The sequence below is a fragment of the Pseudomonas sp. SAR267 genome, from assembly GCF_052077595.1.
Classification (GTDB): Bacteria; Pseudomonadota; Gammaproteobacteria; order Pseudomonadales; family Pseudomonadaceae; genus Aquipseudomonas; species Aquipseudomonas vlassakiae.
This window is the reverse complement of record NZ_JBQIHU010000001.1, coordinates 3,693,062-3,717,352: the sequence shown is the minus strand read 5'-3', so window position 1 is coordinate 3,717,352 and position 24,291 is coordinate 3,693,062. Positions and strand designations below refer to the sequence as shown.

The following is a 24,291-nucleotide window of genomic DNA, read 5'->3' as shown; positions in this document are numbered from 1 at the left end:
AAATGCGACTTCGCCCAATAAATACGGGCACTTTCACTAAAAATTCCCCGGACCCTGCCGATGCACTGGCTACCTGCCTCGCGTGCAAAAAAACAAACCCCGGGAGCGTCGATGAACATCAAACAGAAACTGACATGGGCCTTCGCGATCATCGCGGGCTTGCCCATCGTCCTCGTAGCCACCTTGGTGGTCATCAACCTGCGCGGCGAAGCGCGTGACGGTTTCCTCGACAGCAGCAGCCGGGAAATCCGCCAGGTCAGCAACGCGATGAACATCTTCTTCCAGGGCATCGACCAGAACGTCGCCTACCTGGCCTCGCAACCGATGGTGGCGTTCACGGGCAACAACCTGAACAAGTTCATGAGCGCCAATCCGTCCTACGAATTGGGCGATCAGGACAAGCAGCTGCTGGAATTTTTCACCCGCCTGGCAGAGTCCCACCCAGGCTATGCCTACATTTCCTACGGCGTGAGTGATGGTGGCTACGTTGGCTGGCCCGCCGGGCAGAAGTTCGTCAACTATGACCCGCGCCCACGCCCGTGGTACCAGTTGGCCATGGCCAACCCCGGTAAGACCGTACGCACCGGCGCCTATTACTGGGCTGCCGACGATGCCGTGCTGATCAGCACCGTGCGCACCGTGGCCAACCAGCTCGGCAACGCCGGGGGCGTGGTCAACATCGATGTGTCGCTCAAAGGCCTTACCGAGATCGTCAAGCAGATCAAGCTGGGCGAAAGCGGCTACCTGATGCTGGTGGAAAACAACGGCAACGTGATGGTCGACCCACGCGATGCCAGCCACAACTTCAAGCAGCTGGCGAGCTTCGGTGATGGCTACGCCGAACTGGCCAAGGCCGGCAAGGGCTTGGTTGAGGTCCAGATCAATGGCGAGCGCTACATGGCCAACGTCTACCCTGACGAGAAGCTGGGCTGGACCTTCATCGGCCTCATCCAGCAAAGCGAAGTGATGCAGACCACCACTCGCCTGACCTGGCTGATCGGCGTGATCGCACTGGTGTTGGCGGCCCTGTTCGCCGTGGTCGGCGCAGCCTTTGCCAAACTCATCGTGCGCCCGATCAACAGCGTCACCAGCGGCCTTGAAGACATTGCCCAGGGCGAAGGCGACCTGACCCGCAACCTCGACGTGCGCGGGCGCGACGAAACCGCGCAACTGGCCAACTGGTTCAACCAGTTCTTGGGCGCCATCCGCAGCCTCATCCAGCATATCGGCTCGGCCGCCAGCAAGATCCTCAGCACCTCCAGCAGCTCCACCCGGGTTTCCAGCGACATGGCCGAGGCTGCCGGGCGCCAGCGAGAAGCGGTGGACATGGTCTCCACCGCGTTCCACGAAATGGTCGCCACGGCCAATGAAGTCGCCCGCTCCTGCAGCCAGGCCGCGCAATCGGCCGACAGCGGCCAGCAGCAGGCCCGCGAAGGCCAGCAACAGATCGACGCGGCCGTCAGCAGCGTCGACCGCCTGAGCCAGGAGATCGAGCAGTCGGCCCAGTCGATCCAGCAACTGGAGCGCGACAGCAACGCCATCCAGTCGATCCTCGGCACCATTCGCTCGATTGCCGAGCAGACCAACCTGCTGGCGCTCAACGCAGCCATCGAAGCGGCCCGCGCCGGCGAGCAGGGCCGAGGCTTTGCCGTGGTGGCCGACGAGGTTCGGGCACTGGCCAAGCGCACGGCCGACTCCACGGCGGAAATCGATGGTTTGCTGGGTAACCTGGCCAGCCGCACTGCGGAAGTGGCCGAGCAGATGCATGCCAGCCTGGAAGTGTCGCAGCAGTCGGTCAGCCGCATTGGCCTGGCCCGTGACAGTTTCGGGCAGATCCGCGAGTCGGTGGACATCATTCGCGACATGAACACGCAGATCGCCACGGCGGCGGAAGAACAGCACCAGGTGGCCGAGGACATCAACCGCCATATCAGCCAGATTCATGGCGATGCGCAGCTGGTGGCGGAACTGGCCCAGGCGGCGCGTCAGGACTCCGAGAGCCTGGCCGGGCTGTCCAATGAACTGGACTCGCTGGTGCGTCGCTTCCGCACCTGATTTCTCCAGTACCGGCCCTTTCGCGGGTGAACCCGCGTAAGGGCCAGTGCAGGCAATATCAAAGCTTCAATTCCCCAGGTGTCGCCCCGAACAACTGCTTGAAGGCCGCAATGTACGCCGAGGTCGAATCATAGCCACAACCCAGCGCCGCCTCGGTCACGCTCTCCCCTGCCTCCAGCAACGCCAGCGACGACAGTAGCCGCATCCGCTGGCGCCAGTTGCGAAAACTCAACCCGGTCTCGCGCTGGAACAGCCGCATCAAAGTCTTTTCCGAACATCCCAACTGCACCGCCCACTGCTGCAAGGTCTGCATCTGGTCCGGCGCGGCGATCAGCCCGTTGCACAGCGCCAGCAAGCCGGGGTGCCGCGGCAACGGCAGCGAGAAACCCACCTCGGGCAAGGTGCGCAACTGGTCGAGCAACACGGCGACCAGGCGGCCTTCGGCACTGTCACCCTCGGCATATTCAGCCGGGAACAGGCAAAACTGCTTGATCAACTCCCGCGCCAGCGCTGTCACTTCCAGGACCCGGCAGTGCGCCGGCGCCCAGGGGCAGGCATCACGGCGGATGTAAAGGCTGCGCATTTCAGCCTGCCCGGAGGTAACCACTTCATGTTCGGCATCGGCCGGTATCCACACGCCCCACTGCGGTGGGGCGAAGTAGCTGCCATCGTCGGTATACACCCCCAATACTCCGCTGATGGCGTAGGAAAACTGCACCCAGTCATGGCTGTGGCGAGTGGTCCAGGACCCCGCGCCAAGGCTTTCCGCACGGGCATAAAGTGGCCGAGGCAACTGCTCCAGGGCAGGAATGGCACGCGGATGTCCGATCGTCTGCATAGCGAATTCTTGTAGTTCTGAGCAGACAAGCCTAACAGAGATCAGCACCGCCCTTCGGTCAACGCTCGACGATCACCGTCACTCCTTGCCCGCCCGCAGCGCAGATGGATATCAAGCCACGTCCCTTCCCCGCCTTTGCCAGTAATTTCGCCAGGTTGGCCAAAATACGCCCACCGGTCGCCGCGAACGGGTGGCCTGCCGCCAACGAGCTGCCTTTGACGTTGAGCTTGCTGCGATCGATGGCGCCAAGCGCTTCCTCAAGCCCCAACTGCTCCCGGCAGTACTCGGCATCCTCCCAGGCCTTGAGGGTGCACAGCACCTGGGCCGCAAAGGCTTCGTGGATTTCGTAGTAGTCGAAGTCCTGCAAGGTCAGGCCATTGCGTGCCAGCAGGCGCGGCACTGCGTACACCGGCGCCATCAACAGCCCTTCGCGGCCAGTGACGAAGTCCACCGCAGCGGTTTCGCCATCGACCAAATAGGCCAGAACTGGCAGGCCCTGTTGTTGAGCCCATTGCTCGCTGCCAAGCAGCACCACCGAGGCGCCATCGGTCAGCGGCGTGGAGTTGCCCGGCGTCAACGTGCCCAGCCCACTGCGGTCGAACGACGGCTTGAGCTTGGTCAGCTGCTCCAGGGTCAGGTCAGCACGCAGGTTGTTGTCACGCGAGAGGCCCAGGAAGGGCGTCACCAGGTCATTCTGCCAGCCTTCACTGTACGAGGCCGCCAATCGCTGGTGGCTGTGCAGGGTCAGCGCATCCTGGTCGGCGCGATCGATCCCCCAGGTTTGCGCCATGCGTTCGCAATGCTCGCCCATCGACAGGCCGGTACGCGGTTCGCCATTGCGCGGCAGTTCAGGTTTCAGGTGGCCCGGGCGCAATTGCAGGAACGGCTTGAGCCGCTCAGCCAAGGTCTTGCCGCGATTGGCTTGCAGGAGGATGCGCCGCAGCCCCTCATTGACGCCGATCGGGGCATCTGACGTGGTGTCCACGCCACCGGCGATACCGCTGTCGATCTGCCCGAGGGCAATCTTGTTGGCCACCAGCAGCGCCGCTTCCAGGCCGGTGCCACAGGCCTGCTGGATATCGTAGGCCGGCGTCTGCGGCGACAGGCGCGAACCGAGTACGCACTCCCGGGTCAGGCTCATGTCCCGCGAGTGCTTGAGTACCGCACCGGCCACCACTTCGCCCAGGCGCAGCCCGTGCAGGCGATAACGCTCGATCAGGCCCTCCAGGGCTGCGGTCAGCATCGCCTGGTTGCTGGCGGTGGCGTAGGCGCCGTTGGAGCGGGCGAAAGGGATACGGTTGCCGCCCAGGATCGCGACCCGGCGAGTTGAACGCATGCGTTTGCTCCTCCTGCAACAATTTGATCCGTACAGCCTAGGTGTTTTTGCCGCATTCGAACGACCTTGCCACAAACTTGGTCCACACTTGCAAGCTTGCCTTCTGGAGACCCGCACATGAGCGATCGCTATCTCGGCTTTGCCAACTCCCAGCTCGGGCGCCGCCTCGTCGATGCCCTTGGCCTGCCGCGCCCAGCGCCGCTGGAGCGCTGGCAGGCGGGCCGCCTGCGTCCGGTGGAGGGCGCGCTGGTGCTGGGTGGCGGGCCACAGGCGAATCAGGTCGAGGCCATTGCCCCGCGCCTGACCGAAACGCTGTTCAGCTTCAATGGCGACGGCTTGCAGGCCCCCGCTTGGGTCGCCGGCCTGGGGCCGAAGCTCAAGGCCGTGGTGTTCGACGCCAGCCATCTGTCCGACAGCGACCAGTTGAAACAATTGCGCGAATTCTTCCAGCCCCTGCTGCGCAGCCTCGCCCCGTGTGCCCACGTGGTGATCCTTGGACGTGCGCCTGAATCCCTTGACGACCCGATGGCCAGCGTCGCCCAGCGCGCCCTGGAAGGCTTCTGCCGTTCGCTGGCCAAAGAGCTGCGCAACGGCGCTACGGCGCAGTTGCTGTATGTGGCGACGGGCGCTGAAGCTCAGCTCGAAGGGGCCTTGCGCTTCTTCCTGTCACCCAAGAGCGCCTTTGTTTCCGGCCAGGTCCTGCGCCTGCAGGCCTGCGCAACCCAGGTCGAAGACTGGACCCGCCCGCTCGGTGGCCGTCGCGCGCTGGTCACGGGCGCTGCACGCGGCATCGGCGCCGCCATCGCCGAAACCCTCGCGCGTGATGGCGCCGAGGTGATGCTGCTCGACGTGCCCCAGGCCCAGCAGGAGCTCGACGCCCTCGCCGCACGCCTGGGTGGCAAGGCCTTGGGCCTGGACATTTGCGCCAGCGATGCCGCCGCGAAACTGCTCGAAGCCCTGCCCGAGGGCATCGATATCGTCGTGCACAACGCCGGCATTACCCGCGACAAGACCCTGGCCAACATGACCCCGGAGTACTGGGACGCGGTACTGGCAGTCAACCTCAAGGCCCCGCAGGTACTGACCCAAGCCTTGTATGACGGGGGTGCGCTGGGCGACAACGCACGTATTACCCTGCTGGCGTCGGTCAGCGGTATCGCCGGCAACCGCGGCCAGGCCAACTATGCCGCGAGCAAGGCCGGCCTGATCGGCTTCGCCGAGGCCTGGGCAGCGAAGCTTGCCGAGCGCGGCGGCAGCATCAATGCGGTGGCGCCTGGGTTCATCGAAACCCACATGACCGCCGCCATGCCCATTGGCCTGCGCGAGGCCGGGCGGCGCCTGAGTTCACTGGGCCAGGGCGGGCGCCCGCAGGACGTCGCCGAAGCCATCGCCTGGCTTAGCCAGCCAGGCTCTGGCGCGGTCAACGGCCAAGTGCTGCGCGTCTGCGGCCAGGCCTTGATGGGGGCCTGAACATGAGCCGCCAATGGCAAGACCTGCACAGCCCGGACTCACGCGCCAGCCTCTACCTGCGCGCCGCCAGTAAACGCAAGATCAGCGGCGCTACCCTGCCCGCCGGCGGTCTGCGCAGCTTTATCCGAGTGCAGCCCGGCAACCTGGCGGCCTATCGTCGGCTCTGCCATTTCACCGACGATGGCCGCCTGCCTGGCACCTACCCACACATAATGGCGTTCACCCTTCAGCTGCAACTGCTGACCGCCCACGACTTCCCTTTTCCGTTGCTCGGGCTGGTGCACCTGCACAACCGCATCGACGTGCTCCGCCCGCTGGGTGGCATCGACGGGCTGCGCTTTGCGGTGTACGCCGACAATCTGCAAGCCCATGCCAAGGGCGGCACCTTTGACCTGGTCACCGAAGCCGAGGATGGCTTGGGCCTGCTGTGGCGCGAAACCAGCCGTATGCTGGTGCGTGGCCTGAAGCTGGAGGAGCCGTTCGGCGAAAGCCAGTTAACCGAGCCCGCGGCGCTGCCGGAGGTCACCCGCTGGTATGCCGACAGTGATATCGGCCGGCGCTACGCCAAGGTCTGTGGTGACTACAACCCGATTCACCTGAGTGCCGTCAGCGCTCGCCTGTTCGGCTTCCCCGAGGCCATCGCCCATGGCATGTGGAGCAATGCCATGGCGTTGGCAGCCCTGCGCACGCATATGCCCAACAGTGGTTATCGCTTCGCGGTGGACTTCCGCAAACCGGTGCGCTTGCCATCGGAGGTTGTCCTGAGCGCCAGCGAAGCGGGGCCGGCGGGTGAATTGAGGCTGGACGGACAGGGTGGGGTGCTGCACATGGTCGGGCGCTGGGCCGTGCTCTAGCGCCCTGATTGCACTTGCTTTGCATCGGGCCTGGGCAGAAGCTATGCGGCATTAGGAGACCCAGATGAACCTGCAAGAACTCACCGAACGCCTGCATCGGATCCGCGACAACAATGACTGGCGCAGCTTCCACAGCCCGAAAAACCTTGCCATGGCGGCCAGCGTGGAAATGGCCGAGCTGGTGGAAATCTTCCAGTGGCTGAGCGAGGACCAATCGCGCCAGCTGCCCGCCCAGCAGCTGGCCCACGCCGGCCAGGAAGTCGGCGACGTGGTGCTCTACCTGTTGCTGCTGTGCAGCGAGCTGGGCCTGGACATGGAGCAGGTGGTGCGCGCCAAGCTGGCCGACAGCGAGAGGCGTTTCGCACGATGAATGACCGTCACTTCGACCAACTGGCCACACGCTTTGCTGAAAAGATCTATGGCGGTGCCAAAGGTGCCATTCGCCTAGCCGTGCTCCAGGCCGACCTGGCCGACGCGCTGCCCGACCGACCGTTGCGGGTGCTCGACATCGGCGCAGGCCTCGGTCACATGGCCTTGTGGCTGGCCCAGCGCGGGCACGATGTAACGCTGGCCGAACCCGCCGCGCCGATGTTGGAGGGCGCCCGGGCACGCTTCGCAGAAGCGGGCCAATCGGCAACCTTCATCCAGGCGCCCTGGCAAGAGCTGCTTGGCCAGCTCACCGAGCCTTATGACCTGGTGCTCTGCCACGCTGTGCTGGAATGGCTGGCCGAACCGCAGAGCATCCTGCCGGTGCTGCACCAGCTGACCAGCCCGGAGGGCTGGCTGTCGCTTGCGTTCTACAACCGCGATGCGCTGGTCTACCGCAACTTGCTCAAGGGCCATTTCCGCAAGTTGCGCAGCAACCGCCTGGAAGGTGAAAAGCAAAGCCTGACCCCGCAAAAACCGCTTGATCCACGGGAACTGAAGGCGCAACTTGAGGGGGTGTGGCACGTTGAAAGCGAGAGCGGCGTGCGCGTCTTCCATGACTACATGCCCAAGGAATTCCAGGACAAGGCCGAGTTGCTCGACCTGCTGGAAATGGAACTGGCCCACCGCCGTCACCCAAGTTTTGCCGGGCTTGGCCGCTACCTGCACTGGGTGTGCCGCCCCCGCTGATTGCGCCCTCCGGGAGGGATACATGCCGTACCGTCAGATGTGCCTGGCCCTGCTGCCGCTCGCCCTGGCCGCCTGTCAGGCCAGCAACCCCTACGTGGCCAGCAGCCGTCCGCTGCCGCCAGCCCCTGCGCAAGCGGCCAACTCCTTCGACGCCAGTGCCTACCCGGCGCCAACGCGTGACTATGGCCACTACCGCAGCTGGAGCTGGCGCGACGGCCAGCTGCCAAGCGGCAATGCCGACGCCGACCCGGCACAAATCGCCGACGCCGTCAGTGGTGCCCTCGACCAACATGGCCTGCGTCCTGCTCGCGGCGCCACCGGCGACCTGCTGGTGAGCGCCGACATGCGCCTGGAACGGCGCCTGCGCCAGGTGCGCGACTATGACTACTACGACCCGTATTACGGCCCGTACCCCTACGGCAGTGTCGGTTTCGGCGGCTACCGCAATGGTTACGGCGCCTACGGCAGCGTGCCGGTCGTACGCACCTACGAAGTGGAGGTGATGGTGGTGCGCATCGACCTGTTCGATGCCCGCAACGGCCAGCCGGTGTGGAGCGCCAGCGCTGAAAGCGGCAGCGACAAAGGCTCGCCGCGCGATCGCGAGACCGCCCTGCGCGAATCGGTTCACAAGGCGCTCAGCGGCTATCCTCCCAGTTAATGCCTAACGGAGAACCACCATGTTGCGCCGCCTCGTTCTACTGTCATTCGCGCTGCTGCTGGCCGCCTGCTCCAGCAACAACGTTCAGCAGGATTTCGATGCCAGCCGCGATTTCGCTGCCTACCGCAGCTGGGCATGGCAGGAACCGGGCCTGCAGTATCGCCCGGATGATCCACGCATCAAGAGCGACCTGACCGAACAACGCATCCGTGCCGCGGTCACCGACCAGCTTGACCAGCGTGGTCTGCGCCCAGCCCAGGGTAATGCCCGGCCTGACGTCACCGTCCGTGCCTACCTGATCGTCGAACAACGCCAGCAGCAGATCACCACCAACTATGGCGGGGCTTGGGGCGGCTACTGGAACGGCTATTGGGGCGGGCCGATGTACAACGAAACCCGCAGTGTCGATTACAAGGTGGCTACCATCCAGATCGACATGTTCGATGGCCGTGACGGCAAGCTGGTCTGGCGCGGCAGTGCCGAACAGATCATGAACAACTATCCGCCTAGCCCCGACGAGCGTAACAGCGCCATTCAGAAGACCGTTGCCCAGGTGCTCGGCAACTACCCTCCGGGCCGGGTCAAGTAAGCCAATCGCAGGGGGCCGCTTCGCGGCCCTTTTCGCGACACCGGACCGCACCTGCAACGACCTTTTTGCCGGTCGACCATGCCCGTTCGTCAGATCGCGTCTACCCTGATTAGGAAACCTGACTGATCGGGTAGCAGTGTTCAACGAATGGGAAAGGCGGCCTGCCGATGCAAAGCATTGTTCTTTTGATGTGGCTTGCCTTGTGCACCGAACAAGATATCCGCGAACGCCAGATCGCCAATATGCTGACCCTGGGTTTCGCCGCTGGCGCACTGGTCTGGCTGTTTGCCACGGGCCACTCATGGATCGGCGCCGATGCCAGCGACGCCGGCTGGGCCCTGGCCATTGTCATGCTGCTGACGCTGCCAGGCTACATGCTGGGCCGCTTCGGCGCCGACGACGTCAAGCTGATGGGGGCGCTGGCGCTTGCTACCAGCCCGCAATACGTGCTCGGCACCTTCATCGGAGCCGGGGTCAGCGTGGTGCTCTGGTTGCTGACCCGCAGGCGCCTTTGGACGCTGCTCAACCCCAGGGTGAAGAAGCGCCTGGCCACACTCACTGAACAAATGGGCGACAAACAAGCATTCGTGCCCTACGTGCTGGCAGGCTTTTTATTGACTGCCGTATGGATCCAATGAGCATTCAAACGGTCCGATCACTTGTACAAGACTTGTACAGAATCGCAGGCAGCGTCTATTTTTTAAGCTGCCAGTGCGTCTGGCTCGGGAGCCAGGGTCATTTACGAACAGGGAGTTGATCGTGACCAAGTCATTGAGTGATGTGAAAGTTCTGGTAGTGGATGACCAGCCGCTGATCGTCGAACAATTGTGTGAATTCCTTCTGTCCGAGGGCCACCCTTGCGTTGCGGCCCACTCCACCAACGAAGCCATCGAACGGTTCATCGCCGACGACACGATTGGCCTGGTGTTGTGCGACCTGCACATGCCCAAACGCGATGGCATCGAGCTCATGCAGGCACTGAAGGACATTGCCGGGCGCCAGCGCATGTTCGAAGCCATCATGCTTACCGGGCGCGCCGACAAGCAGGACGTGATCCGCGCCCTGCGTGAAGGTTTCGCCGATTACTACCAGAAGCCCATGAACTTCGACGAACTGCTCGAGGGCGTGCGCCGCCAGGAACAAGTGCTACGGGAGCGCAGATCCAATCTCCAGGACCTGGGCAACCTCAACCAGCGCCTGCAGGACCTGGCCGGTTCCATAGACGAGCTGTATCAGGACCTGGAAAAAGCCCGAGGCCAGGGCGTTCACCGTCGCGCCACCGATGTCGTGGAAGAGTCCGAAGGCGATCTGCCGGCAGCGTTCGAGAAGCTGTCTCCGCGGCAACTGGAGGTCGCCCGGCTGGTAAGCAAGGGCAAGACCAACTACCAGATTGCCTGCGAACTGGGGATCACCGAGAACACTGTGAAGCTGTATGTGTCGCAAGTGTTGCGTTTGACCCACATGCACAACCGCACCCAATTGGCGTTGGCGTTGACGCCAAGTTCGTCTCCTGTGCACCAGCGGTTTACCACGCACTAAGAGCCTCCCAGGCGTTCCATGAGGCCGGTATCGCCTGGATTCACTCCAACCGGTAGTTGAAGCTCACCGTCCAGCGTGGGCTTCTGCTCATGCTGTCCAAGGCCACATCGGCCAGTGGCTTGGCCACCTCCAGCGCCACATTGCCGTACCGCCCCTCCCCCAGCCGCACACCCAACGCCACGGAACGCATCCTGGCATCTTCGAGTGGTCCGCCGTTGTACCAGGCCTGCGCAGCATCCAGCAGCACATACGGCTGCATCAGCCGCACCCAGCCAGCGCCACGCGTAAAGCTGTAGTTCAGCTCGTAGGCGACACCCCAGCCCTTGTCACCCGCCGCCTGATCCTGCGGATAGCCATAGCCGAAATGCTGCCCGCCGAAGACCGCATGCTCGCTGTCGGGCAGCCGGTCATCGGTCCAGTACAAGGCGCCTGACAGCACGCCCTGCCAGCGTTGCGACAGCGGGTCGCTCTGCAACCCGGCCACGCGAAAGCGCAGGAAGTCCATGTCGTAATCCGCATCGGTGCGAGCGCCCAGGTAATCCAGCCCCTGATACACCCCGGCGCTGACCCAGCGAAACCGCCCGGCCTCGACCTTGCGCCAGTCGCCTTCGAACGACAGCGCACGTACAGAGGTGTCGATGCGTGCCCGGCCACCGTTGAGCGCTTCGTCATGCTCACTGACCGCATACACATGCCCTGTCATCGCCAGCCATTCATCGGCCGTGACGATCACCGGTTGGCCAAGCCCGATTGCATAACGCTCGCTTTCTATCCGCCGGAAGAATTGCGAACCATGCACCGCACGCACAGGTGTGCCCGGCTCGCTGCGGTAGCGAGCGGCTGAAAGCAGCAGCTGGCTGCCTTGTGCATCCAAGTGCTGGCTGTAATCCAGGCGCTGGTAATGGCTGTGGTCATCACCCGGTGGCAGCAACACGCTGGCCGTCAACTGCTCGGCAAAACGCGTCTGGGCATTGCTGGACACCTTGAACAACCCCTGCGGGCCATCGCGGCTGCCATCGCTGAACGCCACTGCCATATCGAGGGTCTTGCGCCAGGCCCGCACGGTAAGCTGCGCGGCCCCATCACTGTGCTCCGCCCGATCCAGGTCAGCCTGCAAGGTCACACCGGGTATGCGCTGGGCCAGGCCGATGAAGCGGTCGAGCGTCGCCCGGGTCAGAGGGCGTTCCGCCCGCAAGTGCTCCAGCAGCGCCTCGAGGTAGGCGCCAGCGGGCCCGACATCGCCTTGCCGTCGAACGTCGTGGACATACCCCTCGACCAGCACGACCTGCACGCGACCATCGGCAAAATCCTGATCCGGCAGGTAGGCCTGCGATAGCAGGTAGCCGTCGCGCTGGTAGCGCTGGGTCAGGCGCTCGGTGAACTGCTGCAGCTCGCCAACACTCACTTCACGGCCAATCAAGGGTTGGTAATGCTCGCGCAATTCGCTCAACGGGTAGACTGTCCCGCCCTCGAAGCGCACCTTGTGCAGCACGAAACGCGTCGCCCGTGGCGGCGTCCCGGTGGGGATCATGGGCGGCGCCAGGTGCAGGTCCGCAGCACGGGGGCGGTAGGCATCGATCGGCAGGTTCGCGCTGGGCAGGCGGCGCTCGTATTCATGGCCGTCGAGAAACACCGGCAATGGCTCGGCAAGCAGCAGACTGGCCCAGGGCGACAGCAGCAGGGGCATCAGCAGAAGACGCATAGGTCGCTCCACAATCCCTTGGGTACCGGGGCGTCGCCGGCCTCACCCGTCACGTGCAAGCGTAGGTGCTGCCCTTGTAAACGTCGAACCCTACTCGTTGACCTGGAACGCCACCCGCGCGGTTTCTCCACTTTCGTCCAAGGCACTGATCTCGAACTGCCCGGCCTGGTCGAACCGCACCAGCATGCTGCCCTGCCCTTCGCTTTCACCCAGCGGCTGGCCGTTGAGGAACCACCAGCGCCGCCCGCCACCGCCGAGGGCAGACACATGCAACTGCAAGGGTTCGCTGCTGGTGGCTGGGCGCCGCAGGTGGTCGCCGGGGCGCACGCCGACGATCGACAGCGGCGGCGCGCTGGCCGGTACCTGTGGCGGGCAGCTCGGGTCCACCGCCGGCAGCCGCGCTGCACGCCGCTCGACGCGTGGCAACCAAGGTTCAAGGGGCGCTGGCCACAAAGCGATGTCGAGCGCCTTGGCCCCGGGGCAACTGCCGTCCACGCGCAGGCCCTGGGCATTGACCCAGATGCTTTCGCGCAGCCCCAGGCCAAGCGGCTGGTCGGCGGCCTGCAAGGTGGGAGGCGTGGTGCCATCGAGGGTCCAGGCAAAGCGCTGGCGCCGGCAGTTCGGGTCCTGCCGGTTCATGGGCTGGCCCAGCGGCCAGCAGATGGCAGCCACACCAACACTGTCCGGCACGCGTTCCACTGGCAGCCGGATGCCTCGCTGGCTGTCGCGGTTGCTCAGCAGGTCATGCACTTGCAGCATCAGCGGGGCCGCCGAGGCCAGGCCGAACTGCCCGGGCACGGGCGTGCCATCGGGCCGACCGATCCAGACACCGATCAGGTAGCGCGGCCCGACGCCGATCGACCAGGCATCGCGGAAGCCATAGCTGGTGCCGGTCTTCCAGGCCAATTGCGGCCGCTGTACCAGTTCGGCATGCGGGTCACGGTCGGGCCGCGCCTGGCCACTGAGGATGCGCCGGATGATCCAGGCCGCGCCTGGCGACATCAACTGGCGCTCCAGCAATGGATCCTGCGGTTGCAGGCGTACCTGCGCACTGTTGCCACCCCGGGCCAGTGCCGCATAACCGCCTACCAGGTCCTCCAGACGGCTGCCGGCACCGCCCAGAATCAATGCCAGGTTGGGCTCGGCCAATGGCGGCAGCGCCAACGGCACGCCGGCCATGCGTAACTGCGCGGCAAAGCGCTTGGGGCCATAGGCTTCGAGCAATTGCACCGCTGGCAAGTTGAGCGACAGCGCCAGCGCTGAACTGGCGGAGACCGGGCCGCTGAAGCCCATCGAGAAATTGCCGGGGCGATAGTCGCCGTAGCGCCGCGGCACATCCTGCAACAGCGATTCGGAGTGAATCAGGCCATCATCCATGGCCAGACCGTAAAGAAACGGCTTGAGCGTCGAGCCGGGCGAGCGTAATGAGCGGACCATGTCGACATGGCCAAAACGGCGCTCGTCGTTCAGGTCGATCGAGCCCAGGTAAGCGCGTACCGCCATGGTCTGGGCCTCGACCACCAGAATCGCCGCCGAGGTGCGCTCCGGCAAGCGCGCCCGCCAACCCAGCAACAGGTCTTCCAGGCGTCGTTGCAAGGAGGCGTCGAGGGTAGTGCGAATCAACGTCGGGCTGTCAGCGGTGTACAGCCGCCGCGCCAGCAACGGAGCCAGCGCGGGTTCCTGACGCGGGGCCAGCAGCAATGGTTCCTCAACCGCCTCCTTGATCTGTTGCGCCGGCCACACCTGGTACTCGTCCAGGCGCTGCAACACCTTGTCGCGGGCGCGTTGGGCACGCGCCGGGTGGCGGTCCGGGCGCAAGCGGCTCGGTGCCTGCGGCAACACGGCCAGCAGGGCAGCTTCGGCGGGTGTCAGCTGCTGTGGCGACTTGCCCAGGTAAGCCCAGCTGGCCGCTGCCACGCCCTGCAAGGTACCGCCGAACGGCGCACGGTTCAGGTAGATCTGCAGGATTTCGCGCTTGGACAGGTGCCACTCCAGTTGTGCAGTGCGCCACAGCTGCCGCAGCTTGCCGGCCAAGGTGCGATCATGCGGGTCGAGCAGACGGGCAACCTGCATCGACAACGTGCTGCCGCCGGACACTACCCGCCCACCGCGCAGGTTGAGCCAGACCGCCCGCGCCAGCGCCAGCGGGTTGACCCCCGGGTGCTGGTAGAACCAGCGGTCTTCGTAGGTCAACAGGGCCTGCAGGTAAAGGGGCGAAATATCCTCCGGGCTGACCGGATAGCGCCATACCCCATCGGCATCGGCAAAACGCCACAATGGTGTGCCGTCTTCAGCCAGCACCACCCTTGCCAGGTCGTTGCCCGGCAACGGTAGCGGCCAGATGCGGTCGGCCAGCCACAACAGGCCGAGCAACACCAGGATGCTGACCGCGGCAGCACGCACGAGCCTTCCCGCTCGGGTACGTGGCCGCGCTAAGCTTGGCATCGGGAACCGACCTGGCCAGGTAGTGGCCAAAGGCTTGGGAACGGCAAACGTGCCGATTCGTTCATCAGGAAGCAACTATGCATGTAGAAGGTTTTTTCGAGTGGCTTGGCCAGGCACTGGGGTCGTTGATCCGCTTCATCGTCGACGCCTTGAGCGGCCTGTTCAACCTGCTGGCCAACGCCGGGGGCAATTTCATCGATGGCCTGGCACGCACATTGGGCATGGACACCTCGCTGCTCAGCATCCTCGCCCTGATCATCGGCCTGATGCTGCTGTACTCGGCGATCCGCGCCTTCATGCGTGCCTCGATCATCCTCGGGATCATCTGGCTGGTGTTGGGGTTGTGGGTGATGAGTTGGGTCATTCACTGATTGTAGGAGCGGCCTTGTGTCGCGAATGGGCTGCATAGCAGCCCCGGCAATTTCAGCTGCCTGGCTGAGATCCAGGGGGCGCTTCGCACCCCTTTCGCGACGCAAGGCCGCTCCTACAGGGTCCGCGAAGCCTTAACGTGCTTTCACCGTCATCTCTCCTTGCCCATCCCCCACCGCCTGCAGATTCGGCCGGTACATCGACTCCACTTGTGGCGGCGGCACCCGGTAGGTGCCCGGGGTCACCGCACGCGCCAGGTACAACAGGTGCGTGGTGCCATAGCCGTCGAGCTTGAGGGCCGCCACGTAGCGGTCATCACGGTACTCCTGATGCACCACGCTGGCGTTCTGCATCGACTCGCGCCACTGCTTCACCGCGCTGCTGGCGTTGTCCAGGCTGGCAGCGCTCTGGGCCAGGTTCTGGTTTTCCAGCTCCAGGCCAGCAGGCAGCAGGTCAACCACCAAGGCATCCGGCACGCGATCGCTGGTCTTGAGCGCCAGGTGCACCAGCACCAGGTCGCCACTGCGCAGGTTATGCAGGTCCAGCGGCTGGCCATTCATGCCCAGGTAGTCGCGGCGAATCTCCATGCCGTTGCCACCGGCAGCAGGCGCCTGGCGTGGATAGCCCGACAAGGTCAGTTGCTGGTAGAGCGTTTCGCTGCCCTCGTTCTGCACAGTCAGAGGCGAGGCCAGCAACGGCCCCTCGAGCTTCATGCCGGCCTCGACATCATTGAACTCACGCACCTCACCGGCACTGTCCAGGCGCGCCTTCCACGGCGCTTCCGGCTTGCCAAGCAGCCCTCGGCCGGCCAGGTACAAGGCATTGCGTTCCTGGGTCGACAGCCAACGGTTGGCCGCCAGCTCGTCCGACAGGGCGAACAGGCGCTGGTCGACCTGGTTGCTGGCCAGCTTGCTTTCCTGCAGCAGCGCCAGGATCAGCGCCTGGTCGCGCAGGCTGCTGCCATAGTCCGCCATCCAGCCCTTGCTGCGGCTGATGCCCAGGCCCGCCTGCAGCGCCTGCTCGGCACGCGGCTTGTCGCCCATGGCGTCCAGCGCTACCGCCAGTTGCACCAGCGGCAGGCCGGAGCGGGCATCGGCGCGGCGCTCGAACAGGCTGCGCAGGGCACCCAGCGGTGCTTGCTGGCTGCGCGACAGCACCAGCGCAGCATAGGCTTGTACGGCAAAGCGGGTGTGCTCGGCATTTTCGCTGTAGTCGACTTCGATGAGATTGCGCTCCTGCAGGTAGCGCAACAGGCGTTCGCTGGCCTTCTTCAAGGCCTCGGCCGGCACGCCGTAGCCTTGGTCGCGGGCTCGCAGCAGGAAGTCGGTGACATAGGCGGTCAGCCAGTACTCTTCTTCACTGTCCGAGCTCCACAGGCCAAAGCTGCCGTTGTAGCGCTGCATGCCCAGCAGATGCTCGATGCCCATCTCGATCTTGCGCTTGCGCACCTCGGCCGGCTCGCCCTTGATGCCCAGGCGTTTCAGGCTTTCGGCATCAGCGTACAGCGACGGGTAAAGGCCGCTGGTGGTCTGTTCCAGGCAGCCGTAAGGATAGGCTTCGAGGGCGCGGATCTGTTCGGCGAGGTTCAGGGGCGGGCGGCTCGACAGCGCCAGGCTGGCTTCAAGGCCGGCTGGCTCGAAGGCGGCCAGGTCGCTTTCCGGCAGGGTCCATGGCTGGTCCTTGAGGGCCACACGGTAATGCTTGAGCAGCGCCGGGTAGGCCGGGCGCACGCCCAGCGTCCATTCGCGTTCGAAGGTGTTTGCCGGTTCACCTGGCAGTTGCAGGCCATTGACCCGCACCCGCACCTTGCCCTGCCCCAGGCCACCTTGGGCCTGCACCGGGATGAGCAGCGTGCTGCGCTGGCCTTCGGCCAGGGCGACAGTCTGCTGGGCGCTGGCCGTCAGGCTCAGCTGGCCCTCGGCGAGGATCTCGACACTCAGTTGCTGGGCACGCCCCGACAGGTTGGCCAGGTCGAGTGCCAGGCTGGTGCGGTCACCACCCGCCAGGAAGCGCGGCGCCGACAGTTCGGCGATCAGCGGCGCGGCCACCACCGTCTTGCCTTCGGCCATGCCGAAGTGCTCGTCGGTCCAGGCCTGGGCCATCAGCCGCAACTCGCCATTGAAGTCCGGAATATCGACGCTCGCCTCGCCTTCGCCCTGGTCGTTCAGGGTCACCGGCAGGCTTTGCTGGGCAACGATGGTCACCGTGGTATTAGGGCGCTTGCCACCCTTGGCCATCGCCGCGTCACCGCCGAAGGCCAGGCTGGCCAGGCGGCCCTGGCCGGCCTCGATCAGCTGGCCGTAGATATCCAGCTGGTCGGCACCGTAGGCCTTGCGACCGAACAGGCTGGCGAACGGGTCGGGGGTCTTGAAATCGGTGATGTTGAGGATGCCCACGTCGACGGCCGACAGCAACACGTGCACCTGCTTCGGCACGCTGCCGTCGGCATTGGCGGCCTTGATCTTCACCGTCAGCGGCTGCTTGGGCCGCATCTTTTCAGGCGCCTGCAGGCTGACCGCCAGCTTGCGCTCGGCACGCGCCAGTGGCAGATGCAGCACGCCGACGGCGCGCTTGGGCGTGGCATTGGCCTTGCGTTCACCCGGGCGGATCACCAGCGCGCTGATATACAGGTCGTGGCGCGCCCACTGCTTGTCCAGCTGCACATCGAAAGTCTTGCCATCGGCGGGCACCTCGATTTCCTGCCACCACAGCGGCCCATCGCTGGACTCGATCATCAGGTAGCCGCTGCCGGCCGCAGGTGGGGTCACGGTGACCTTGGCGGTAGCGCCGTCGGCGTAGGCCGGTTTGTCCAGCGCCAGCTTCACCTGGTCTGGTCGCACTGCGCCGCCTTCGGCGTTGTCCTGAGCGCGGTATCCGGCCCAGAAGCGTTCGCTGGAAACCAGCCCGGTCTCAGGGTCTTCGACCTCGACCCGGTACGGGCCCCATTCCACCTGGAAGCTCAATTTGGCAGTGGAGCCGGCCTTGACGTTGACCGTCTCCTCACTCTGGGTGAGGAATTTTTCGTTGTAGTCGTAGCTCCAGCCATCGCTCTGCGAGTAGTTCCAGTAGTAATCGCGACGCTCACGGATCAGGCGCACCTTCAGGTCATTGGCGGCGAGCTTGTTGCCTTTACGGTCGGCCACGAGCACCTCGAATTCGACCGGCCCGTCGCTGTCGGTTTCCTCGCCGTCAAACAGGCCGCGCAGGCCGGGCAAGCGCTCGGCAGGCCAGATCGGCTGTTCGAGGCGGCGGGTGATCGGCCGGCCGCCGGACTCCTGCAGGCTGGCCTGTACGGTCAGCTGCAACGGCGAGCGTGCTTCGGCCCAATGGCTCTCGATATCGACCACTGCCTTGCCGGCCTGGTCGAGGGTGACTTCGTCGAGTTCCAGGTCCTGGGCCAATTCGGTTTCGGTCACGGAGCCGAACTGGTAGCCCGGCAGCGCCGGCACCGCTTCGCGCAGCGGGCGCACATAGGCTTGGCCACTCAGGCGATTGCCGGCGGCAGGCGCACCGTAGAGGTAGCGGCCATTGACCAGGATGCGCGCATCCTGGTCGGGCGATAGCGGCGTATCGCTGCCTTTGAGCTCAAGCGCCAGGCGCTCGGGGAGGAAGTCCTCGACCAGGAATTCGTAAACCTGCTTGCGTCCGCCACCCAGATCGAGCAGCAGTTGCCAACGGCCAGTCGGCGCCTCCGTGGCCAGCTGCAACTGATATTGATACAGACCACTGGCGTCAGCTTCCCAGACGAACTTGCGGCTGACCTGCTCATCCGGGCGGCGCACCTCGACGCTGACCGGCTGGGCCTTCACCGGCTTGCCATCCTGGTCGCGCAGCAAGCCGTTGAGCAGCACCGTTTCACCCGGGCGGTAGAGGTCGCGCGGGCCGAAGATGAAGAATTGCAGCGGGTTGGCCTGGGGGCCGGTGATGTCGAACTCGGCCAGGTCCAGGGCCGCGGTGTTCAGCCGCAGCAGGGTGGTGTGCACGCCTTGGGTAGCGATCAGCGTATCGGCCTTGGCCGTGATCGGCAGTTGGGCATGGCCGGCGCCATCGGTCTTGGCCTGGGCCAGCAGCTTGCCCTTGTCGTCATGCAGTTCGAGGTTGACGTCCTTGAGCGCCTTGCCGCCTTCCAGGGCCTGGGCGAACACATCCAGGCGGTCACGGTAGCGGTGGGCGGATACACCGATGTCGCTGAGGGTGAACAGCGTCGCCGGCTGTGAGTAGTCATAGGTACCCGAGGCGCGCATCACTGCCAGGTACACACCGGGCTCCTGCAGCGGCTTGATGCCTGCAATCGGCAGCAGCACGGTCTCGCGGGTGTTGCGCGCCGGGTTCAGGTCGAAGCGGCCGCTGTAGACCAGCTCGGCCATGTCCAGGGTTTCCTTGGACTGGTAGTAGTACAGGCTGCTGTTGCGGCCCCAGTTGGCGAGGAAGGTCGAGAGCATCTCTGGCTTGACCCGGAAGAACTCGACATCGACCTTCGGCACGTTCAGCGCGATCACCGGCAGCCCTTCGGCCAGGCGCGTGGGCAGCAACGAACCGCGGCTGGCGAAGCCGACAGTGGCTTGCATGTCGCGGGTTTCCAGGCGGCTCACGGATTCACTGTCGAGCTTGTTGCCGTTGACGGCCAGCAGGCCCTTGTCGACGGTCAGCACCAGCTTGCGCTGCGGCTCGAGGTGGCGCAGGCGCAATTCCATCTGGTTGTCGGAGAGTTCCCAGGCACCATCGACCTTGCCTTTGACCGTATCGACCAGGTGCACCTTGGCGGCGAAGTCCTGCTTGGCGTCCAGCGGGGCCGAGAAGCTGATCGACAGGGTACTGGCGCCATCGAGTTGCACTTCAGATACGTCCAGCACGCTGAGCTCACGCCCCTCGTAGCGTTTGGCGAGGACGGCAGGGTCTTCCCGCTTGGCCGCGGGGGCCTCGACCGCAGCGCTTGCGGCCGGTTTGTCGGGGGACGCGGGCTTGTCCGGCGTCGAGGAATCACAGGCACTGAGCAGGGCCAGCGCGCAGGCCAGCAACAATCCTTTGTTGAGCATGGAGTGGTAACTCTTTGGCAGCGTGTACGTAAGGGCAGCAACTATAGCGCAACAGTGGACGTGGGACTTTCACCGATGCGGCAAGTGAGACCCTGTTCGCGCGGATTGGTTGCCTGGCCGTTACAATGCGCCCAGTCGAATACTGGGGCGCAAAGCGGCCCCGCAGCCTCAGGAATCGCAATGTCGCAACTGTCCACCGACTGGCAGCACCGCCCCACCCACCGCAAGGTCTGGGCCCTGGCAGCGCCCATGATCCTCTCCAACATCTCGGTGCCGCTGGTGGCGCTGGTCGACAGCACCGTGATCGGCCACCTGCCCCACGCCCACCAGCTCGGAGCGGTGGCGGTGGGCGCCACGCTGTTCACTTTCATGGTTGGCCTGATGGGTTTCCTGCGCATGGGCTCCACTGGCTTTGCTGCACAGGCCGCCGGGCGTGCCGATGGCACGGCGCTGCGCCAGGTACTGGTGCAGGGGCTGCTGCTGGCCGTGGCCTTCGCGCTACTGATCGGCCTCCTTGCCCTGCCCTTCAGCCAGCTGGCCCTGCACGCCATGCAACCGAGCCAGGCGTTGCAGCAAGCCACCGAAGACTTTTTCCATACCCGGTTGCTCGGCCTGCCGGCAGCGCTGGCCAGTTATGCGCTGGTCGGCTGGTTCCTTGGCACACAGAACGCTCGAGCGCCACTGGCGATACTGCTGACCACCAACCTGCTGAACATCGCCCTCAACCTGTGGTTCGTACTGGGCCTGAACTGGGGCGTGCTGGGTTCGGCACGGGCCTCGGTGGTCGCCGAATGGTGCGCTGCGTTGCTCGGCCTGGCCCTGACCCGGCCAGCCCTTCGTGCCTACCCCGGGCAGATCGCCTGGGCTGCGCTCAAGCGCTGGCAGGCGTGGCGGCCATTGCTGGCGGTGAACCGCGACATCTTCCTGCGCAGCCTGGCGTTGCAGCTGGTGTTCCTGCTGATCACCGTGCAGGGCGCACGACTGGGCGAAGCCACGGTGGCGGCCAACGCCCTGCTGCTCAACGGGCTGCTGCTCACCGCCTACGCCCTCGATGGCCTGGCGCATGCCGTAGAGGCACTGTGCGGGCACGCCATTGGTGCGCGGGACCGGGATACCTTACGCCGCTCGCTGGTGGTGGCTTGTGGGTGGTCGTTGATCACCAGCCTGGGGTTTGCCGGCTTGTTCCTGCTGGGCGGGCATCTGTTCATCGACTTGCAGACCAATATCGATAGCGTGCGGGCGGCGGCCTACCCGTACCTGCCATATCTGGCGCTGCTGCCGTTGATTGCGGTGTGGAGCTACCTGCTCGACGGGCTGTTCATCGGCGCGACCCGGGCACGGGAGATGCGCAACACGATGGTGCTGTCGGTGCTGATTGCGCTGCCCCTGGGTTTGGTCATGAGCGGGTTTGGCAACCACGGGTTGTGGTTGGCCTTTCTCGGGTTCATGGCGTTGCGGGCGGCAACGTTGGGGTGGGTTGGCTGGCGATTGCAGGCAAGAGGGCGCTGGATCCAATGAAGTCGGGGCCGCGTTGCGGCCCCTATCGCGACACAAGGCCGCTCCCACAAGGTCCGGCGTAGTCCGATCAATGTGGGAGCGGCCTTGTGTCGCGAAATGAGGGCGAAGCCCTCACCTGCTGACTCACAGCCACACACAATCCCAATGTGGGTACTCACCTGCACGCTTGACCAGCCCGGCACGAATCGGGTTAGCAATGATGTAGCGAGCCACCACCTTCACATCCTCTTCGCGACGCAAGGCCCGATCGTGAAAACTGGGTTGCCAGATGTGACGACGGTCAGCACCTGCTCGATAGAGCGCACAGCTGCTTCGCGATTTGAATGCACACATCAGATCACTGAGATCGACGTCAGCCAGTTCGATCAACCAGTGCAGGTGGTCTGGCATCAGCACCCATGCCAGAGATCTGCAGGCTTTATCCTCATCACATTTGCGTAATTGCCGGATCACTGTTCTGGCCAAGCGAAAATCACTGAACAGCGGGATACGATCTCGCGTGTTGGTGGTAATCAAATAAAGGTGTTGGGATGCTGACCAGCGGCCTCGCCGCAACAGATTGGAGCTAGGACTTTCCATGTCACTCTCCTTTGAACATTGCATTCAAAGGTAGACGCGGTGGAGCTGAGCCTTCAGAGAGGTTCATTACCGCGTGTGAACTCGGTGAGGGCTTCGCCCTCATTTCGCGACGCAAGGCCGCTCCCACAAAAAAGCCGTACAGCGGTTGCAGGAGCGGCCTCGGCGATCACGACGACAGATAGGACGAGCGAGTCAGGCCCAGGCGCAGCGCATCGAGGAACTGGGTCCGCTCACGTGCGCTGATCTTGGCGCTGGCCACCTTGTCGCGGTAGTGAGTCATCAACTCCTCCGGCGACAGGTGCACGTAGCGCAGCATGTCTTCGATGGTGTCATGGGTCTCGATACCGGCGTGGTACACGCTGCCATCGGCATTCTGGTAGATGTTCACCGAGTCGGTGTCACCGAACAGGTTATGCATGTCGCCCAGGATTTCCTGGTAGGCGCCGACCAGGAACACACCCAGCAAGTAATCCTCGCCTTCCTTGACTGCGTGCACCGGCATGCTGGTCTCGATGCTCTGCTCGTCTACGTACTGGTTGATCTTGCCGTCGGAGTCGCAGGTCAGGTCCTGCAGTACCGCACGACGCATCGGCTCTTCGTCCAGGCGGTGCAGCGGGATGATCGGCAGTACCTGGCCGATGGCCCAGGTGTCCGGCAGGCTCTGGAACACCGAGAAATTGCAGATGTACTTGTCGGCCAGCTTGTCGTTGAGCTCGTCCAGCACCTGGCGGTGCGAGCGCTGGCGGGCCTTAAGCGAGTTGTGCAGGCGCCGGCACACGGCGAAGTAGCACTGCTCGGCCAGGGCCTTCTCGGCCAGGCTGATCTTGCCGTCGGCATACTGCGCCGCCACATCGCCCATGTAGTGGGTGGCGCGCCAGTAGGTTTCGGTGACCATTTCGATATCGGTCGGGCCAAGCAGGTCGACCAGCCATTGCACGGTCTCTGGCAGGGCTTCCTTGTTGTCGATGGTCGGCACGTCGTCGTTGTGCTTCTCGACGTCAGTCACCTGGATCACCAGCATCGCGTGGTGCGCGGTCAGCGAGCGACCGCTCTCGGAGAAGATGTGCGGGTGCGGCAGGCCCTGCGCGTCGCAGAACTCCTTGAGCATGCCCACCACCACGCCGGCGTAGTCGTCCATGTCGTAGTTGATCGAGCTGGCGTTACGCGAGTGGGTACCGTCATAGTCCACGCCCAGGCCGCCGCCGACATCGATGTGGTCGACCGGCAGGCCCAGCGCCCGCAGTTCGCCGTAGTAGCGGATGGCTTCCTTGAAACCGTGCTGGTAGTCGGCCAGGTTGGCGATCTGCGAACCCATGTGGAAGTGCAGCAGGCGGATGCCCTGGTCCAGGCCCGCATCGCGGAAGCGCTGCACCACCGAGATCAGCTGGGCGGCGGACAAACCGAACTTGGATTTCTCGCCCCCGGTGTCGGCCCACTTGCTCGACGCCAGCGACGACAGGCGCACGCGCAGGCCTACCTGTGGCTTGACCTTGAGATCGGCGGCCTCATCGATCACCAGCGCCACTTCCGACTCTTTCTCGATGACGATGAACACGTTATGGCCGAGCTTCTGGCCCATCAGCGCCAGGCGGATGAATTCGCGGTCCTTGTAGCCGTTGCAGACGATGGTTCCGCCTTTCGGCGCCAATGCCAGCACCGCCAGCAGCTCAGGCTTGGAACCGGCTTCCAGGCCGATCGAGACGTTCTGCGTGGCGATGATGTTTTCCACCACCGCTTCTTGCTGGTTGACCTTGATCGGGTACAGCGCGGTGTACTGGCTCTGGTATTCCAGGCGCGCGATGTTGGCGTCGAACGCGCCAGTCAGCTGGCGCACGCGGTCCTGCAGGATGTCGGGGAAGCGCACCAGCAGCGGCAGCGACAGGCCGCTCTGACGCAGCTCGTCGACCTGCTCGAACAAATCGATCGGCGCGCTGCTGGGGCCGTTGGGGCGCACTTCGACGCGCCCGGCTTCATTGATGGCGAAATAACCAGCGCCCCAATGGCGGATGCCATAAACACTGCGGCTGTCGGCCACGGTCCATTGGCTACCATCGTCTTTGCGTGTGCGTCGTACGGACATTGAAGTCCCCTATAGATAAGTCGAAGACACTGCCCCGCAAGGAGGCGGGCGCAGTGTAAAAGCCGAAAATGACGATTCGTCCGTGCCCTGGGTAGACCCAGATCACG

Annotated in this window: 18 protein-coding genes and 1 pseudogene; 12 read left to right on the top strand and 7 right to left on the bottom strand. The window is 64.5% G+C overall.

Features of this window, described 5'->3' with window-relative positions; translation table 11 throughout:
- Positions 1-60 precede the first annotated feature (60 nt).
- Positions 61-1,197, top strand: a pseudogene (locus ACTORR_RS17415) (cache domain-containing sensor histidine kinase); the annotation flags it as partial.
- A gap of 90 nt (positions 1,198-1,287) precedes the next feature.
- The gene (locus ACTORR_RS17410; RefSeq protein ID WP_371263267.1) at positions 1,288-2,055 is read left to right on the top strand and encodes a methyl-accepting chemotaxis protein; all 768 of its coding nucleotides are present in this window, start codon (positions 1,288-1,290) and stop codon (positions 2,053-2,055) included.
- Positions 2,056-2,113: 58 nt separating this feature from the next.
- On the opposite strand, the gene ACTORR_RS17405 is transcribed toward ACTORR_RS17410, so the two are convergent.
- On the bottom strand, positions 2,114-2,893 hold the full coding sequence (locus ACTORR_RS17405; RefSeq protein ID WP_262109677.1) for an AraC family transcriptional regulator: 780 nt from the start codon (positions 2,891-2,893) through the stop codon (positions 2,114-2,116).
- A gap of 58 nt (positions 2,894-2,951) precedes the next feature.
- Positions 2,952-4,229, bottom strand: coding sequence for an acetyl-CoA C-acetyltransferase (locus ACTORR_RS17400; RefSeq protein ID WP_313364561.1), 1,278 nt, complete (start codon positions 4,227-4,229; stop codon positions 2,952-2,954).
- A gap of 117 nt (positions 4,230-4,346) precedes the next feature.
- Here ACTORR_RS17400 and ACTORR_RS17395 point away from each other — a divergent pair, with 117 nt between their 5' ends.
- From ACTORR_RS17395 to ACTORR_RS17360, 8 genes are all read left to right on the top strand, one after another.
- Positions 4,347-5,699, top strand: a complete 1,353-nt coding sequence (locus ACTORR_RS17395; protein ID WP_313364560.1) for a 3-oxoacyl-ACP reductase — start codon at positions 4,347-4,349, stop codon at positions 5,697-5,699.
- Positions 5,700-5,701: 2 nt separating this feature from the next.
- The gene (locus ACTORR_RS17390; RefSeq protein WP_313364559.1) at positions 5,702-6,553 is read left to right on the top strand and encodes a MaoC family dehydratase; all 852 of its coding nucleotides are present in this window, start codon (positions 5,702-5,704) and stop codon (positions 6,551-6,553) included.
- Positions 6,554-6,617: 64 nt separating this feature from the next.
- The gene (locus ACTORR_RS17385; protein ID WP_313364558.1) at positions 6,618-6,923 is read left to right on the top strand and encodes a MazG-like family protein; all 306 of its coding nucleotides are present in this window, start codon (positions 6,618-6,620) and stop codon (positions 6,921-6,923) included.
- Positions 6,920-7,669 carry a methyltransferase domain-containing protein gene (locus ACTORR_RS17380; protein WP_054886783.1) on the top strand — a complete coding sequence of 250 codons (750 nt, stop codon included), beginning with the start codon at positions 6,920-6,922 and terminating at the stop codon, positions 7,667-7,669. Before ACTORR_RS17385 ends, ACTORR_RS17380 begins: the two co-directional genes overlap by 4 nt.
- Before the next feature lie 22 nt (positions 7,670-7,691).
- Positions 7,692-8,327: a DUF4136 domain-containing protein gene (locus tag ACTORR_RS17375; RefSeq protein WP_054886782.1), complete on the top strand. Its 636-nt coding sequence runs from the start codon at positions 7,692-7,694 to the stop codon at positions 8,325-8,327.
- A 19-nt stretch (positions 8,328-8,346) separates the two neighbouring features.
- Positions 8,347-8,916: a DUF4136 domain-containing protein gene (locus ACTORR_RS17370; protein WP_099814397.1), complete on the top strand. Its 570-nt coding sequence runs from the start codon at positions 8,347-8,349 to the stop codon at positions 8,914-8,916.
- Positions 8,917-9,083: 167 nt separating this feature from the next.
- Entirely contained in the window at positions 9,084-9,554 is a 471-nt protein-coding gene (locus ACTORR_RS17365; protein WP_313364557.1) for an A24 family peptidase, read from the top strand.
- A gap of 115 nt (positions 9,555-9,669) precedes the next feature.
- Positions 9,670-10,455: a response regulator transcription factor gene (locus tag ACTORR_RS17360; RefSeq protein WP_409521006.1), complete on the top strand. Its 786-nt coding sequence runs from the start codon at positions 9,670-9,672 to the stop codon at positions 10,453-10,455.
- A gap of 40 nt (positions 10,456-10,495) precedes the next feature.
- On the opposite strand, the gene ACTORR_RS17355 is transcribed toward ACTORR_RS17360, so the two are convergent.
- Together ACTORR_RS17355 and pbpC are read right to left on the bottom strand one after the other, a co-directional pair.
- Entirely contained in the window at positions 10,496-12,157 is a 1,662-nt protein-coding gene (locus tag ACTORR_RS17355) for a ShlB/FhaC/HecB family hemolysin secretion/activation protein (RefSeq protein WP_313364555.1), read from the bottom strand.
- Positions 12,158-12,247: 90 nt separating this feature from the next.
- A complete protein-coding gene (gene pbpC / locus ACTORR_RS17350) occupies positions 12,248-14,602 on the bottom strand; it encodes a peptidoglycan glycosyltransferase PbpC (protein WP_262109667.1) in 2,355 nt (784 codons plus the stop codon).
- 77 nt (positions 14,603-14,679) lie between these two features.
- Here pbpC and ACTORR_RS17345 point away from each other — a divergent pair, with 77 nt between their 5' ends.
- Complete coding sequence (locus ACTORR_RS17345; RefSeq protein WP_012270337.1) at positions 14,680-14,973, top strand: hypothetical protein; 294 nt, start codon at positions 14,680-14,682, stop codon at positions 14,971-14,973.
- Between the two features lie 132 nt (positions 14,974-15,105).
- On the opposite strand, the gene ACTORR_RS17340 is transcribed toward ACTORR_RS17345, so the two are convergent.
- Entirely contained in the window at positions 15,106-20,007 is a 4,902-nt protein-coding gene (locus ACTORR_RS17340) for an alpha-2-macroglobulin family protein (protein WP_054886776.1), read from the bottom strand.
- Positions 20,008-20,187: 180 nt separating this feature from the next.
- Between ACTORR_RS17340 and ACTORR_RS17335 the strand changes: the two genes are divergently transcribed.
- Entirely contained in the window at positions 20,188-21,525 is a 1,338-nt protein-coding gene (locus ACTORR_RS17335) for an MATE family efflux transporter (RefSeq protein ID WP_262109666.1), read from the top strand.
- Between the two features lie 123 nt (positions 21,526-21,648).
- On the opposite strand, the gene ACTORR_RS17330 is transcribed toward ACTORR_RS17335, so the two are convergent.
- Together ACTORR_RS17330 and speA are read right to left on the bottom strand one after the other, a co-directional pair.
- Positions 21,649-22,104: an REP-associated tyrosine transposase gene (locus ACTORR_RS17330; protein ID WP_099814392.1), complete on the bottom strand. Its 456-nt coding sequence runs from the start codon at positions 22,102-22,104 to the stop codon at positions 21,649-21,651.
- Between the two features lie 166 nt (positions 22,105-22,270).
- Positions 22,271-24,184 (bottom strand): arginine decarboxylase, encoded by a 1,914-nt coding sequence (gene speA / locus ACTORR_RS17325; protein WP_054886855.1) that lies wholly within the window; start codon positions 24,182-24,184, stop codon positions 22,271-22,273.
- Between the last annotated feature and the right edge of the window lie 107 nt (positions 24,185-24,291).